This is a genomic window from Roseateles sp., assembly GCF_047654805.1.
Taxonomy (GTDB): domain Bacteria; phylum Pseudomonadota; class Gammaproteobacteria; order Burkholderiales; family Burkholderiaceae_C; genus Pelomonas.
Genome location: NZ_JASGIV010000001.1, coordinates 5,418,270 through 5,433,925, shown reverse-complemented (window position 1 = coordinate 5,433,925; position 15,656 = coordinate 5,418,270). Strand labels below are relative to the sequence as shown.

The 15,656-nt window shown below is 69.5% G+C and carries 10 protein-coding genes; 8 read left to right on the top strand and 2 right to left on the bottom strand.

Translation table 11 applies throughout. The features are described from left to right. Window positions 1–149: 149 nt before the first annotated feature. From QM732_RS24590 to QM732_RS24565, 6 genes are all read left to right on the top strand, one after another. Window positions 150–2,090 carry a glycoside hydrolase family 3 protein gene (locus QM732_RS24590; RefSeq protein WP_415658711.1) on the top strand — a complete coding sequence of 647 codons (1,941 nt, stop codon included), beginning with the start codon at window positions 150–152 and terminating at the stop codon, window positions 2,088–2,090. Between the two features lie 31 nt (window positions 2,091–2,121). Beyond that, window positions 2,122–3,144: a LacI family DNA-binding transcriptional regulator gene (locus QM732_RS24585; protein WP_415658710.1), complete on the top strand. Its 1,023-nt coding sequence runs from the start codon at window positions 2,122–2,124 to the stop codon at window positions 3,142–3,144. A 52-nt stretch (window positions 3,145–3,196) separates the two neighbouring features. Continuing rightward, complete coding sequence (locus QM732_RS24580) at window positions 3,197–4,480, top strand: tryptophan--tRNA ligase (protein WP_415658709.1); 1,284 nt, start codon at window positions 3,197–3,199, stop codon at window positions 4,478–4,480. Between the two features lie 8 nt (window positions 4,481–4,488). Continuing rightward, window positions 4,489–5,073 carry an ECF-type sigma factor gene (locus QM732_RS24575; RefSeq protein WP_415658708.1) on the top strand — a complete coding sequence of 195 codons (585 nt, stop codon included), beginning with the start codon at window positions 4,489–4,491 and terminating at the stop codon, window positions 5,071–5,073. Further along, a complete protein-coding gene (locus QM732_RS24570) occupies window positions 5,073–7,841 on the top strand; it encodes a protein kinase domain-containing protein (RefSeq protein ID WP_415658707.1) in 2,769 nt (922 codons plus the stop codon). Before QM732_RS24575 ends, QM732_RS24570 begins: the two co-directional genes overlap by 1 nt. A 96-nt stretch (window positions 7,842–7,937) precedes the next feature. Then, window positions 7,938–9,638 carry an AMP-binding protein gene (locus QM732_RS24565; protein WP_415658706.1) on the top strand — a complete coding sequence of 567 codons (1,701 nt, stop codon included), beginning with the start codon at window positions 7,938–7,940 and terminating at the stop codon, window positions 9,636–9,638. 355 nt (window positions 9,639–9,993) lie between these two features. On the opposite strand, the gene QM732_RS24560 is transcribed toward QM732_RS24565, so the two are convergent. Next, a complete protein-coding gene (locus tag QM732_RS24560; protein WP_415658705.1) occupies window positions 9,994–10,911 on the bottom strand; it encodes a LysR family transcriptional regulator in 918 nt (305 codons plus the stop codon). A gap of 148 nt (window positions 10,912–11,059) precedes the next feature. Between QM732_RS24560 and QM732_RS24555 the strand changes: the two genes are divergently transcribed. Further along, entirely contained in the window at window positions 11,060–13,234 is a 2,175-nt protein-coding gene (locus QM732_RS24555; protein WP_415658704.1) for a malate synthase G, read from the top strand. A gap of 74 nt (window positions 13,235–13,308) precedes the next feature. Continuing rightward, complete coding sequence (locus QM732_RS24550) at window positions 13,309–13,818, top strand: hypothetical protein (protein ID WP_415658703.1); 510 nt, start codon at window positions 13,309–13,311, stop codon at window positions 13,816–13,818. Between the two features lie 6 nt (window positions 13,819–13,824). Here the strand turns inward: QM732_RS24550 and QM732_RS24545 are convergent, their stop codons facing one another. Next, the gene (locus QM732_RS24545) at window positions 13,825–15,651 is read right to left on the bottom strand and encodes a putative 2OG-Fe(II) oxygenase (RefSeq protein ID WP_415658702.1); all 1,827 of its coding nucleotides are present in this window, start codon (window positions 15,649–15,651) and stop codon (window positions 13,825–13,827) included. Between the last annotated feature and the right edge of the window lie 5 nt (window positions 15,652–15,656).

The window sequence follows — 15,656 nt, the reverse complement described above, 5'->3', positions numbered from 1 at the left end:
TTGTCAAGCAGGAGGCTGCCACCGCAGAATGGAACCGGTTCCAAACGCGGCGCAAATCTACGGCGGCAATGTCGAGGCTGTCAATCTCGGCGGCCCGGGGGTTGACGTTTTTTTGCTTCAAACACTACCGTCGCGCCCCCAACCCAACGATGACGATGACGCGCAAACCACCACCCCTCTTGCTCGCTGCTGCCCTGCTGCTGGCCACCGCCACGGGCGCGGCCGAGACCGATGCCGTCGTCCAGGCCTGGCCGGCCCGCAAGCCCCAGCGTGACGCCGCGCTGGAAGCGCGCGTCGAGATGGCCCTGAAGGGCTTGAGCCTGCGCCAGAAGATCGGCCAGATGACCCAGCCCGAGATCCGCGCCATCACGCCGGACGAAGTGCGCGAGTACGCCATCGGCACGGTACTGAACGGCGGCGGCGGCTGGCCAGGACAGGACCGCACGGCCACGCCAGCGCAGTGGCGCGCGGTGTCGGAGGCGTACCAGGCCGCCGCCCTGCAGGCGACGCCGGGCATCCCGCTGATCTGGGGCACCGACGCCGTCCACGGCCACAACAACGTGCGCGGCGCTACCCTCTTCCCGCACAACATCGCGCTGGGCGCGACACGCGATGCCGACCTCGTGCGCGACATCGGCCGCGCCACGGCCCGCGCCGTACGCGCCTCGGGCCTGCATTGGGCCTTCGCGCCTACGCTGGCCGTCGTCCAGGACGTGCGCTGGGGCCGCACCTACGAGAGCTTCGGCGTCGACCCGGAACTGGTGAAGCGCCTGGGCCGGGCCTCGGTCGAGGGCCTGCAGGAAGGCCTGAAGGAAGGCCGCGGCGTACTCGCAACGGCCAAGCACTATGTCGCCGACGGCGGCACGCGCCGCGGCATCGACCAGGGCGTCAGCCCAACGACGCCCACTGAACTGGCCCAGGTCCATGGCGCCGGCTATCTCGGTGCGCTCGATGCCGGCGTGCTGACCGTCATGGCTTCGTTCAGCAGCTGGACCGACAGCGCGGCCTATGTCGAGCACGGAAAGATGCACGGCAACCGGTTGCTGCTGACCGGCGTGCTCAAGGAGCGCCTGGCCTTCGACGGCCTCGTCGTCAGTGACTGGGACGGCATCGGCCAGTTGCCAGGCTGCAGCAACGAGGACTGCCCGGCCGCCATCAACGCCGGCATCGATATCGTCATGGTGCCCTTCCATTGGAAGGCCTTCTTCAACAACACGCTGCGGGCCGCCGAGCAGGGGCGCATTCCCATGGCCCGCATCGACGACGCGGTGCGCCGCATCCTGCGCGTGAAGTTCAACGTCGGGATGGCGTCCAGCGTGCCAGCCACGGTGGACGCCCTGCAGGCGCCGGAGCTGGCACGCCGCGCGGTGCGTGAGTCATTGGTGCTGCTCAAGCACAAGCCGGGGCTGCTGCCGCTGAAGCAGACCTCACGTGTTCTGGTCGTCGGTGCGGCGGCCGACAGCCTCGCCCACCAGAGCGGCGGCTGGAGCATGACCTGGCAGGGCCGCGACACGAGCAATACCGACTATCCGCAGGGCACCACGCTGCTGGCAGCGCTGCGCCAGCGCCTGGGCACGGCCCAGGTGGTCTACGACGCCGATGGCAGCATGCACAACCCGAAGGACTTCGACGCCGTCGTCGCCGTGCTCGCCGAGACCCCCTATGCCGAGGGCGAGGGCGACGTGCGCATCACCGAAAACCTGCGCCACAGCCACCGCCATCCGCAGGACGCGGCGGTGCTGCAGCGCGTCGCCGGCCGCGGTGCACCGGTGGTCACGCTGCTCTACTCCGGCCGACCGCTGTACGTGAGCGACCTGGCCAACAAGAGCGACGCCTTCATCGCCGCGTGGCAGCCCGGCACCGAGGGCATGGGGCTCACCGACGTGCTCGTCGCGCCGGCCGATGGCAAGCCCTGGCCCGGCTTCACCGGCCGCCTCTCCTTTCCCTGGCCCGCAGGCCCTTGCCAGTTCAGCGCCCACGCCGCCAATCCCTGGTGGCCTGTTGGCGGCGGCCTGAGCGGCAGGGAAGCCAGGGCCGACGCCAAGCCGCTGCCCGAGCCCGCTGATCCCCAGCCCATCTGCCCGCTGTGATTCAATCCGCCCCTGTAAAAGCAGAGGGCGAATGGCAACGATCAAGGATGTGGCGAGGCTGGCCGGCGTGGGCGTGGGCACGGCCTCGCGCGTCATCAGCGGAAACGGTTCCGTCGCACCAGCCACGGCGGAACGGGTGCGCAAGGTCATCGCGCAGCTGAAGTTCAGGCCCTCGCACACGGCACGCGCGCTGGGCGCAGGCACGTCCAAACTGATCGGCGTCTACATCCCCTTCCTGCGAGGCACCTACTACACACCCATCCTGCGCGTCATCGACACCGTCCTGCGCACCCAAGGCCTGCACATGGTGGTGGCCTTCGGCGAGGGGCTGGAGGACGAGCGCGTCGAGACCAACGACGGCATGCGCTTCCTGCTGGACCGCGACTGCGACGGCCTCATCGTGCTGTCCAACGCCATGCAGGACGAGGACCTCAGGGCACTGGGGCCGGCCGCGCGCCAGGTCGTCGTGCTGAATCGCCACTTCGACCGCATCAAGGACCAGTGCTTCACGGCCGACCATGTGCAGGGCGGCGTGCAGGCCGCGCGCGCGCTGCTGCAGCACAAGCATAAGGACATCGCCATCGTCTCCGGACCCGGCACCTCGCCCGACAACCTCGCCCGCCTGGCCGGCTTCATGGGCGAGCTGGCGCTGCGCGGGCTGGACACGTCCAAGGTGCTGACGGTACCCGGCGACTTTTCCAATCAGGCCGGCTGGGACGCGGCCGACGCGCTGCTGAAGCTCAAGCGCTTGCCCACCGCGGTTTTCTGCGCCAACGACGAGATGGCCATAGGCCTGCTGGCCCATTTCCAGGAGCGCGGCGTGTCGGTGCCGCACCAGGTGTCGGTGCTGGGCTACGACGACTCGCCCAGCGCCGAGTTCGCCGCCCCCCGACTCACCTCGGTGCACATCCCCAGCCACGAAGTCACGCTGGCAGGGCTGCACTGGCTGCTGAACCGCTGCTACGGGCTGGCACTGCCGGTGGCTCGTCAGTTCGACATCTCCGTCACTTGGCGCGCGTCGGTCGCCGCGCCGCCGCCGCGCAAACGCAGCTGAGCCGCGTCAGAGGCCACAATCCGGGTCGCGAACTTCCCGTTTCGACCTCAACATGCCCCATCGCGTCCTGACCGGCATCACCACGACCGGCACCCTGCACCTCGGCAACTACGTCGGCGCCATCCGCCCCGCCATCGCCGCCAGCCGCGCACCCGGCGTGGAGAGCTTTTTCTTCATGGCCGACTTCCACGCGCTGATCAAGTGCGACGACCCTGACCGCCTGGCCCACTCCAGCCGCGCCATCGCCGCCACCTGGCTGGCCGCCGGCCTTGACCCCGAACGCGTCACGTTCTACCGGCAAAGCGACATCCCCGAGATTCCCGAGCTGACCTGGCTGCTGGACTGCGTCACCGCCAAGGGCCAGATGAACAGGGCCCACGCCTACAAGGCCGCGGTGGACGCAGCGACAGCTGCGGGCGAGGAGCCGGATGCCAACGTCTCCATGGGCCTGTTCAGCTACCCGGTGCTGATGGCGGCGGACATCCTGATGTTCAACGCGCACAAGGTGCCGGTCGGCAAGGATCAGGTCCAGCACATCGAGATGGCGCGCGACGTTGGCCAGCGCTTCAACCATCTGTTCGGGCAGGGTCGCGAGCTGTTCACGCTGCCCGAAGCGCAAGTGGACGCAGAGATGGAGCTGCTGCCCGGCCTGGACGGCCGCAAGATGAGCAAGAGCTATGACAACGTCATCCCGCTCTTCGAGGGCGGCAGCACCGCGCTGAAGGACGCGGTGGCACGTATCGTCACCGACTCAAAGCTGCCCGGTGAGCCCAAGAACCCGGACGGCCAGGCGCTGGTCACCATCTACGACGCCTTTGCCACGCCTGAGCAACGCGCGGCCTTCCGCGCGGCGCTGCGCGCCGGCCTTGGCTGGGGGGACGCCAAGCAGCAGCTGGTCGCATTGATCGAGGGCCAGATCGGCCCGATGCGCGAGCGCTATGCCGAGCTGATGGCACATCCAGAGCAGCTGGAGGCCACGCTGCAGGCCGGTGCCGCCAAAGCGCGCGCCATCGCCGTGCCATTCCTGAAGACGCTGCGCGGCGCAGTCGGCCTGCGGCCCTACACGGACACCGCGACCGCAGCGACGGCCAGGGTCGAAAAGGCTGCACTGCCCGTCTTCAAGCAGTACCGCGAGGTTGACGGCAAGTTCTACTTCAAGCTGTTGTCCGCCAGCGGCAACCTGCTGCTGCAGAGCCACGGCTTCGAGCAGGGCCGCGAGGCCGGCCAGTGGGTCGCGCGGCTCAAGCGCGAAGGCCTGGTGGCCGACGCTCCTGTGCAGCGCGAGGCCGGCGACGCAGATATCGCCGCGGCACTGGCGGCGTTTCAAGAGCCCTGACCCCCGCCGTGGCCGACATCACCGAGCTGCTGGACGGCACTTCGCGTGGTGATGCCGCGGCACTGCAGCAGCTCTACGCGCAGCTCTACCCAGAGATCAAGCGCGTCGCCCGCCTGCGCCTCGCCCAGAGCGGCCCAGGTGGCCGTGCCGCCGGCTTGAACACCACGGCCCTGGTGCACGAGGGATTCCTGCGCATGGCCGACCAGCAAGGCCTGCAGGGTGAAACGCGCGGCCAGTTCTTCGCCTACGTCGGTCGCGTGCTGCGTTCGGTCGTCATCGACCACCTGCGCACCGAGGGCCGCGACAAGCGCGGCGGCGATGCGGTCATGCTCACCCTGTCTTCCGCCGCCGACGTGGCTGCTCCGCAAAGCCAGGCCGTTGACCTCATCGGCCTGGATCAGGCGCTGGAGCGCCTGCGCATCCTCGACCCGGGCCTGTACGAGCTCATCGAGATGGTCGGCTTCGCCGGCTTGACCCTCGCCGAGGTGGCAGGGCTGCGCGGCCTATCCACGCGCAGCATCAACCGCGAGCTGCTGAAGGCGCGCGCGCTGCTCCAGGAGCTGCTCGGCGACCCGCCTGGCATGGCCTACTGATGCAGGCCGGGGACTGGCAACGCCTGTCGGCGCTCTTCGACGAGCTGGCCGAGCTACCGGCCGACGAGCGCGCGACACGCCTGGCCGCCGTGCGGCCGCCCGAACTGGCCTCGCGCCTCGCGCGCATGCTGGCCTCCCTGCCAGACGGCGAGGACACCGTGCTGGCGGCCCTGCCGGGCTTCGACGCCCACCTGGCCCAGGCCCTGGCCGAGCCGGAGGGCCTGCCGCCGCAGGCGGGTGACCGCTTCGGCGCCTGGTGCCTGGCCGAGCTGCTGGGCGAAGGCGGCATGGGCCAGGTCTGGCGCGCCGAGCGCGCCGACGGCCTCTACCAGGGCGAGGCAGCCATCAAGCTGCTGCGCAACGATCTCGCCACGCCCGGCCTCGCGGCCCGCTTCGCACGCGAGCGGACCCTGCTCGGGCGCCTCACCCACCGCGGCATTGCTCGACTTCTGGACGCTGGCGAACAGAACGGACGTGCCTTCCTGGTGCTGGAGTATGTGGCCGGCCGAACCTTGTCCGAGCATGTGCGTGCACTGGCCCTGCCGCTGGCCGCGCGGGTGAAGCTGCTCGTGGACGTGGCACGCGCCGTGGAGCACGCCCACGCCCAACTCATCGTCCATCGCGACCTCAAGCCCAGCAACGTGATGCTGGACGAGGTCGGTGCCACGAAGCTGCTCGACTTCGGCATCGCGGGCCTGCTGGACGACTCCGGCCAGCAGGCCGACCACCAACTGACCCTGGTGGCTGGCCGCCGCTTGACGCCGGCCTATGCCGCGCCCGAGCAGATCACTGGCGAACCGGTGGGCGCCGCCACCGACATCTATTCGCTGGGCGTCATGCTCTACGAGCTGGCCAGCGGCGAGCTGCCCTTCGGCAGGCGTGGCCTGAGCCGCACGGCGCTTGAACACGCAGTGCTGCATGGCCAGGCCCGACGTATCGCGCGCACGACCGATGGCGTCGAGGGCAGCGGCGAGGCTGGGCCTGGCCGCCCCGTCGACGCCCACCGTGCCCGTGGGGACCTGGAGGCCGTGGCCGCCAAGGCCATGAGGCGCGACCCCGCCGAACGCTACGCCAGCGTCGGCAGCTTCGTCGACGACCTGGAACGCTGGCTGGCCCGGCGCCCCGTCAGCGTGCGCGCCGAGGACTGGCGCCACCGCGCCCACCTATGGCTGCGGCGCAATACGGCCCTGGCTGCCGGCGCTACGCTGGTCTTTGCGGCGCTGAGTGCGGGATTGGCGGTCAGCCTGTGGCAGCGCGGGGAGGCACAGGCCGCTGCACGCGAGTCTGAGCAGGTAACTGGCTATCTCGCGGAGCTGCTGAGCGCCGCCAGTCCGGACCGCAATGGCGGCCGCCAACCCACCGTCGTCGAGCTGCTGGACCGCAAGCGCCAGGAGCTGGCCACGCGCTTCAACGACCAGCCAGAGGTCAAGGACCGCATCTTCGACACGCTGACAAAGACCTATTTCGCGCTGCAGCGCTTCGACGTTGCCGCGCCGCTGGCCGAGCAGCGCCTGGCTCATGCACGCCAGTCCTTCGGCGACGAGGACACACGCACGGAGGACGCCGCCGTCTCGCTGGCCGGCATCCACACGGCAGTGGCCGGCGGCCAGCCCATCATCGATCTGCTGGAGCCACTGCTGCGCCGCTGGGACGCGCGCTACGGCCCGTTGAGCGAGAAGTCCCACGGCCTGCGCCTGCACCTGTTGACGGCCTACGGCCGGCTGGGCCGCTTCGCAGATGCCGAGCGCGAACTGGCGCTCGCGCGCCGCTCCAACGACGCCATCCACGCGAACAACCCCTTCGAGCACGCGCGCTTCGCCACCTACGAAAACGTGCTGTACGTCTACGAGGGGCGGTTGCATGATGCCGAACGCTCGCTGGAGCGTGCACGGCCATTCTGGAACGCCAGGGAGCCCGAGCGCATGCGTCCGGCCCTGGTACTGGAACGCAACCTCGCCTTCGTGCGCTGGCGCCTGGCGCGCGAGAGCGCGGCCGAGGCCACTGCCCGCAGCGATGACCTGATCCGCCGCTGGGACGCTGTGGCCCGTCCGGGCAACCATGCCAGCACGCTGATGCGCCAGATGCTCGGTGCCTACTTGCAGCAGCTTGGCGAATTCGGCCCCGCGCTTGAGCAGGTCCAGCGCGCCCAGGCCGACACCGAGGCCGCCGGTGCCGACGACGCAGTGACCGGCCTGCTGCGCCGCATGCTCGTGCTGGAGGCCCGCGCACTGGCCGAGGGTCGGGTGGATGCGGCCACTGTTGACACGGCCGCCCAGGCCCTGGCGAGCCTGGATGCCGCCCCGCTCATCGGCGACGTGCGCCGCGCCGAGGGCCTGCTGACGCTGGTCCGCGTCGCCATCGCGCCCGGTGCCGGCGCCGCCGGCCAGGCCCTGGCACGCGAGATCGATACCCGCCTCGACAAGATGCGTCCGCAACTGGACCAGGCCCGCAATCTCGTCACGCGCATCGACCTTCTCAAGGCCCGCGTCGCCGGCACGCCCGCCGCATGGCTGGCGGCGACTCGCCAGCGAACAGCCTATTTCGACGGCCTGCCTGAACCCCAGGGCCTGCCCGAATGGGTGGCCCGCCTGCAGCTGGCCTGCGCGCTGCGCGCAGCTGGCGAGCCCTGGCAGGACGCCCTCGCCCGAGCCGAAACCGCCCGCCCGCCAGGGCTTGCAGCGCTGACGCCTGCACCGCATCCGCTGACCGGGGTCACCGCGCACATGGCAGCCGGTACTTTGGCACCGGACTGCGACTGGCGCTTCTAGCGTCGCCACGCCGCAGGGTGTTTTCCCGTAGCGGCGGGCTATTGGCACGCGGTTAACTTTGCGGCTCCCTGAAAAGAACTCCGAGGAGACCGCCCCATGGCCACCATCGCCACCGATCAGCTCGCCCTGCAACGCCTCTATCACTGGGAGCGCACGGCGGGTGCGACAGTGACGCTGACGCAGCCCATGGGAGGCGCCGACCTCAAGGACTTCACCTGGGCCCAAGTCGGCGACCAGGTGCGCCGCATGGCAGCCTTCCTGAAGGCCAAGGGGGCGGCCGAGGGTTGGCCGGCCGACGCCAAGGTGGCCATCCTGTCCAAGAACTGCGCCTGGTGGCTGATGAGCGACCTCGCCATCTGGATGGCCGGTTATGTCTCGGTGCCGCTGTACCCGACGCTTGCGGCAGAGACGATCACGCAGATCCTCACGCACAGCGAAGCGCGCTTCGTCTTCATCGGCAAGCTGGACGGCTGGGAGGGCATGAGGCCCGGCGTACCGGCCGGCCTGGCCGGCGCCAGCTATGCGTTGTCACCTGACGACGCCAAGCGGAACTACGAGGGTTGGGACGCCATCTGCGCGCGCACCGAACCTTTGCAGGGCGAGATCACGCGCGGCGCCGACGAGCTCTGCACTCTGATCTACACCTCGGGCACGACCGGCCTGCCCAAGGGGGTCATGCACAACTTCGGCGCCTTTGCCTGGGCGGTAAACGCCGGACTGAAGCGGATCCCGCTGACGGGCCACGATCGCATGCTGTCCTACCTGCCTCTGGCCCATGTGGTGGAGCGCACGCTGGTCGAGCACGGCTGGCTGGCCACCGGCATGCGGGTCTACTTCGCCGAATCGCTGGAGACCTTCACCGCTGATCTTCAGCGCGCACTGCCAACGGTGTTCTTCAGCGTACCGCGGCTGTGGGTCAAGTTCCAGCAGGGCGTGCAGGCCAAGATGCCGCCAAAGAAGATGAACAAGCTGCTGCGACTGCCCCTCATCGGGGGCCTGGTGCGCAAGAAGGTGCTCAAGGCCCTGGGCCTGAACCACTGCCATTTCGCAGCCGGCGGCGCAGCTCCCATGCCCGTGGCATTGCTGGAATGGTATGCGGAGCTTGGCCTGCACATCAACGAGGGCTACGGCATGACGGAGAACCTGGCCCTGTCTCACCTGACCGTGCCGGGCAAGATCCAGCGCGGCACGGTGGGCCCGGCCTACGACGGCGTGGAGGTGCGTATCGCGCCCGACAGCGGCGAGCTGCAGATGCGCAGCCCGGCCCTGATGCTGGGCTACTACAAGGCCCCTGATCAGACGCGCGACGCCTTCACCGAGGACGGCTGGCTGCGTACGGGCGACAAGGCCAGCCAGGACCCCGATGGCTGCGTGCGCATCACCGGCCGAGTGAAGGACTTGTTCAAGACCAGCAAGGGCAAGTACGTGGCCCCCGCACCCATTGAGGACAGGCTGGGCATGAACCCCAACCTCGAGGCCTGCTGCGTGGCCGGCGCCAACATGGGCCAGCCGCTGGGCATCGCGATGCTGTCGCCGCAAGGCCTGCGGCGCGCCGACTCGCAAGCCGAGCGCGCGGCGCTGATGGCCGAGCTGGGCAAGCACCTGGACGACGTCAATGCCCGCCTGGACCCGCATGAGCAGCTCGACACGCTGGTGCTGATCAAGACGCCCTGGACGGTGGACAACGGCTTCATCACGCCCACATTCAAGGTCAAGCGCAACCGCATCGAGGAGGTGTACGCGGGCCAGTTCGATGCCTGGGTTGCGCAGCGGGCCAAGGTGCAGTTCGGCGATTGAGCCGCGCGGGCGGCGCATCGCGGCCCGGCTACTGCTCGTCCTGGTTCTGTAGGCGCTGGTTTGCTGGCTGTTCGGGCGCGCCAACGTCTCGTTCGGGAGCAGCAGGGGCGAACGGGGCGACGCCACGGTGCCATCCAAGGGGCGGACCTATGACGTGGTGCGGCGCGGCTTGATCCGGTTCCAGCAGGTATGTCGAAGGCCGGGCGCCCAACTGGTCAGGGCCACGCCCTTTCCCGTGCGCGCCTGCCGGCCTGGCCACGCTATCTGTTGGCCCCGAATGGCGTCTGCACTAGCAGCCGCTGCGCATTGCGGACCACGGCGGCTTCATCCATTGCCGCATCGGCCCTGAACCCGCTCAACCGCGCCAGTAGTCCGCCCGCCCGTAGTGGGCGCGCAGATGCTCGACCCACAGCCGCGTGCGCAGCGGCAGGTGGCGCGACTGCGCGAAGACGGCGTAGATGCCGTTGGGCGGCGCGGCGAACTCGTCCAGCACGCTGACCAGGCGCCCAGCGGCGAGGTCGGCCTCCACCTCCCAGGTGCTGCGCCAGGCGATGCCCAGCCCGGCCACGCACCAGTCGTGCAGAACTTGGCCGTCGCTGCAGTCCAGCCGCCCCTGCGTCCTCGCTTCAGGGCGCAGGTGGTGGACGGCGCCGTCGACCTGGAAGGCCCAGCCGCGCGTCTGGCTCGCCTCGGAGCTCAGCGTCAAGCAGGCATGCCGCGTGAGTTCGTCGGGATGTCTGGGCACGCCCGCACGCTTCAGGTAGGCCGGCGCGGCGACGCACAGGCGCCGGTTGTCGGCCAGCCGCGTGCTGACGAGGCTGGAGTCCGGCAGGTCCCCCACGCGCACCGCACAGTCGAAGCCCTCGTGCACGATGTCGACGACGCGGTCGCTGAGGTTGAGGGACAGGCTCAGCTCCGCATGCTCGGCCAGGAAGCCTGGCACCAGGGGCGCGACATGGCGGCGACCGAAGCCGGCCGGCGCCGTCACGCGCAGGTGGCCACTGGCCTTCAGCCCACCGGCGCTGACGGCAGCCTCCGCGTCGGCCAGCGCTGCGACGAGGCGCTGGCAGTCCTCCAGAAAGGCCTGGCCCTCGGGCGTCAACGTCAGCCGCCGCGTGGTGCGCAGCATCAGCTTGACGCCCAGGCGCGCCTCGAGCGCGTCCAGCCGCCGGCCCATGACGGCCGGCGCAAGCCCTTCCGCCTGCGCAGCCGCCGTCAGGCTGCCCTTGGCCGCGACGAGGACGAAGGACTCCATCTGCTTGAGCTTGTCCATGCCTTAATTGTGCTTAAACGACGACGCAAAAACAGTTGTTTCGCCATTGATCTTTGCGTTTTAGTCACAGATGAATGGCGTGGCGACCATCGAATCCGGACAGACAACGCGGCTAGATTGGCGGCATCTGTTCTTGCCGGAGTCCACCATGCCACGCACCACCCTCCACCGCCTGCAGGTCGATAGCGGCCTGGCCCGCTTCATCGACACCGAAGTGCTTCCCGGCACCGGCGTGCAGGCCGATGCCTTCTGGGCCGGCTTCAGCGCCATCGCCCACGAGCTGACGCCCAGGAACCGCGCACTGCTGGCCGAGCGCGACCGCCTGCAGGTCGAGCTGGACGCCTGGCATGAGGCCCATCCTGGCCCCATCGCGGACATGCCGGCCTACCGTGACTTCCTGACCCGCATCGGCTACCTCGTCGAGGCGCCAGCCCAGGTACGGGCATCCACAGCCAACGTCGACGCCGAGCTGGCGCTGCAGGCCGGCCCTCAGCTGGTCGTGCCCATCCTGAACGCCCGCTATGCGCTGAACGCCGCCAACGCCCGTTGGGGTTCCCTGTACGACGCGCTGTACGGCACCGACGCGATCTCCGAGGCCGACGGCGCGACGCGCGACGGTGCCTACAACCCGGTGCGCGGCGCCAAGGTCATCGCCTTCGCCCGCCAGGTCCTGGACCAGGCCGCCCCGCTGTCCAGCGGCTCGCATGCCGACTCGACCGGCTATCGCGTCGAAGGCGGCAGGCTTGTTGTGACGCTGGCCACCGGTGCCACCACCGGCCTGAAGGAGCCCGCCGCCTTCGCCGGCTACCAGGGCGACGCCAGCACTCCGAGCAGCGTGCTGCTGGTCCACCATGGCCTGCACCTGGACATCCGCATCGATCGCTCGACGCCGATCGGGAAGACCGACGCGGCCGGCGTGGCCGACGTAGTGCTGGAGGCGGCGCTGTCCACCATCCTGGACCTGGAGGACTCCGTCGCCGCCGTGGATGCCGAGGACAAGCTGCTGGCCTACCGCAACTGGCTGGGCATCCAGCAGGGCACGCTGACCGAGGAGGTTGCCAAGGGCGGCAAGACGTTCACGCGACGCCTGAACACCGACCGTGTCTATACCGCCCCCAGCGGCGGGATGGACGTGACCCTGCATGGCCGTTCACTGATGTTCGTGCGCAATGTCGGCCACTTGATGACCAATCCAGCCATCCTGCTGGACGATGGCAGCGAGATTCCCGAAGGCATCATGGATGCCGTCGTCACGACGACCATCGCGATGCACGACCTCGAGCGTCGCGGCAACAGCCGCACCGGCAGCGTCTACATCGTCAAGCCCAAGATGCATGGCCCGGCCGAGGTGGCCTTCGCCGCAGAGCTGTTCACGCGCGTGGAGCGGCTGCTGGGTCTGGCCGACAGCACCGTCAAGCTGGGCATCATGGACGAGGAGCGCCGCACCTCGGTGAACCTGAAGGCATGCATCGCCGCCGCAGCCAGCCGCGTGGCCTTCATCAACACCGGCTTCCTGGACCGCACCGGCGACGAGATGCACACGGCCATGCGCGCCGGTCCCATGCTGCGCAAGGGCGACATGAAGACCACGCCCTGGATCCAGGCCTACGAACGCAGCAACGTGCTGACCGGCCTGGCCTGCGGCCTGCGTGGCCGCGCCCAGATCGGCAAGGGCATGTGGGCCATGCCCGACCTGATGGCGGCCATGCTGGAGCAGAAGGTGGCCCATCCCAAGGCCGGCGCCAACACCGCCTGGGTGCCGTCGCCCACCGCCGCGACGCTGCATGCGCTGCACTACCACCAAGTCAGCGTCAGCGCCGTGCAGCAGGAGCTGGAGAAAGTCGACCTGGCCGCCGAACGCGAAGGCTTGCTGAGCGCGTTGCTGACGGTGCCTGTCGCGCCGCAGGCCGACTGGACGGCCGAGCAGCGCCAGCAGGAACTGGACAACAACGTGCAGGGCATCCTGGGCTACGTGGTGCGCTGGGTGGATCAGGGGGTGGGCTGCTCCAAGGTGCCCGACATCAACGGCGTGGGCCTCATGGAGGATCGCGCGACTCTGCGCATCAGCAGCCAGCACATCGCCAACTGGCTGCGCCACGAGGTCGTCACGGCCGAGCAAGTGCGCGAGACCTTCGCCCGCATGGCTAAGGTGGTGGACGGCCAGAACGCGGGCGACCCGGCCTACAAGTCCCTCGCTGCCCACCCGCAGGGCGCGGCGATGCAGGCGGCGCTGGATCTGGTCTTCAAGGGCGAGTCGCAGCCGAGCGGTTATACAGAGCCGCTACTGCATGCATGGCGGTTGAGGGTGAAGCAAGCCCGATAGGCGGGCATACGCCGGCCAGGAGTCGCCGTTGGCGGTCTGTCGTTCTTGGAGGCGACTGCTGCTAGGCTTGTGGCATGCGCACCCTCAGCTTGATCGCTCTTTCATTCGCCGCCTTGCCGGCCCTGGCGCAGGACAGCCTGCAACGCTGCCGTGCGATGACGGACGGCGCGGCGCGATTGGCCTGCTATGACGCACTGGCGGACGCGGCCCGCGTGCCGGTCCCGCCGGCCAGGGCCGCAACACCCGCTGCAACGGCTGCTCCGATCCGCTCCGCCACGGCCGTGGTTGCTGCACCGGTGGCGGCACCTGCTCGCTCCGGCGAGGCGGCCTTCGGTCTGCCCGAGGCACGCCGCCCGGATGCAGTGGAATCGGTCGAGAGCTCGGTCGGCCCGAGTTTTGGCGGCTGGGGCCCCAACTCGCGCATCCGCCTCGCCAACGGCCAGGTCTGGCAGGTCATCGACGGCACCTCCATCGCACTGCCGGAGGGATCACGCAAGGTCAGCGTGAAGCGAGGCGCATTGAGCTCCTACTACCTGGACTTTGAAGGCCTGAAGAGTTCTCCGCGGGTCCGCCGCGTCGAGTGATCTTCTTCAGTCCGGCAGCACGTCGAATGCCACCGTCAACCGGTAGTCATCGTCCTGGAAGGGCGTCGTACCGTGCCACAGGTAAGACGGGAACAGTGCGAGGCGGCCGGGCTTGGGCGCCTCCATGCGCCCGGCCGGCAGGCTGGAGCGCATGGATTCGGGCAGATCAGGCTCGCCGAACTTGATCCAGCCGTCCCGACTGCCCTCGGCCAGTGCGCCGGGCGGGGTCGATACGTAATAGCAGCTGCTCAGCCAGCCATGCGTATGCACGTGATTGGTGTGGAACCCACTGCTGCGCAGCCGCGAGCTCCAGCTGTCGGTGAAGTGCCAGGCCCCCGGGCGTGAAGGCATGCGACCGAGGAACGGATGCCCCGCCTCGCCCGGCTGCGCGGCCAGCCAGGCTGTGATGGCCGAGGTGATCTGGGCCTTGAGCGCCTGCACCAGGGGCAGGTCGAGATCGAAGAGGTTGCCCCGCGTCTGCGTACCATGGCGCAGCGTCTGGTCGATGGGCGCCTCGGCGTCGGTGTGCAGCTGATTGAGCTCCTTGGCCAAGGCAGCGTTGAAACTGGCGATGTCGGTCCAGCCTGGCGGCGGTTCGATATCGACGACCGCCACACAGCGGTCCAGATCGTTCAGCCAGCCGGCACGCGCGTCACCCGTCAGCCGCCAACCAAGGCCAACGAGGGCCAGCGCATGCTGGTCCGAAGGCGCCAGCGCCAATGCGCGCTCGGCCAGCGCAAGGCCCCCAATCGACTGGCCGCCCGCATACAGGCTACGCGCGGCGTTACCGAGCACGGCGACGTCCCCGGGCGCCAGGGAGACCGCCCGCTGGTGAGCCTCGCAGGCCTCCTGGTGGCGGCCCAGCAGGCTCAACGCCTGCCCCAGGCCGTCAACATAGGCCGCATTGGCTGGCGCCAGCACAGCGGCACGGCGATAGGCCGCAGCCGCGGCTTCCCCCCGGCCGGCACGAAGCAGCAGCAGGCCGAGCAGGCTGGGAGGCACATCGGACTGCGGCGCCATGCGTTCGGCAGCGTCGAGCTCGGCGGTGAAGTCGGCATGCCCCAGCACCCAGCGCAGCTTGGCGAGGTCGTAGAGGCTCAGTGAATGCAGCGGCGCCCGCGCGAGTGCACTGCGATAGGCGGTGAGGGCCGCATCGGCGCGGCCCAGCGCCTGCAGCGTGTTGCCGATGTTGTAGTGCGCCTCGACAACGTCCAGGCCCAGGCCAAGCGCGCGCTCATGCGCGGCCAGCGCCTCTGCATGGCGCCCCAGGCGATGCAACACCACACCGCGGTTGTGATGCAGTGCGGCACGGTCCGGCGCTAGTCGCAGCGCGGCCTCGAGCGTCGGGAGCGCAGCGGCGGGATCACCACCTTCCTCCTGAAGCATGGCCAGCAGCTGCAGTGCGTTGACGTCCTGCGGCATCAACAGCGCGGCGTGGCGGGCCGCCTGCAGCGCACGCGACCGCTCGCCAAGTTCGCGGCGCAGGCGGGCGTGCAGGTAGTGCGCGGCCGCCAGATCGGGCTGGTACTCAGCAGCCCGGGAGAACGCCTCGGCAGCCGCAGCGGGGTGCTGAAGCATCTCCAGCATCTGGCCGCGCGCCAGCCAGACGCGCGGCTGGCGGTCCTGCAATTGCAGGGAACTCTGGAACCAGGTTTCGGCTTCGGCCCATTGGCGGCGCTGCGCGGCCAGTTGGCCCAGGGCGGCAGGCACCTCCGGCGCGGTGGGCATCTCATGCAACGCACGTTGGAGCAGGGGCAAGGCAACGTCGAACTGGCCGGAGACCAACGCACGCAGGCCCTGAGCAAGGGAGGAGGCCGGATGAATGGATGCCATGGGTT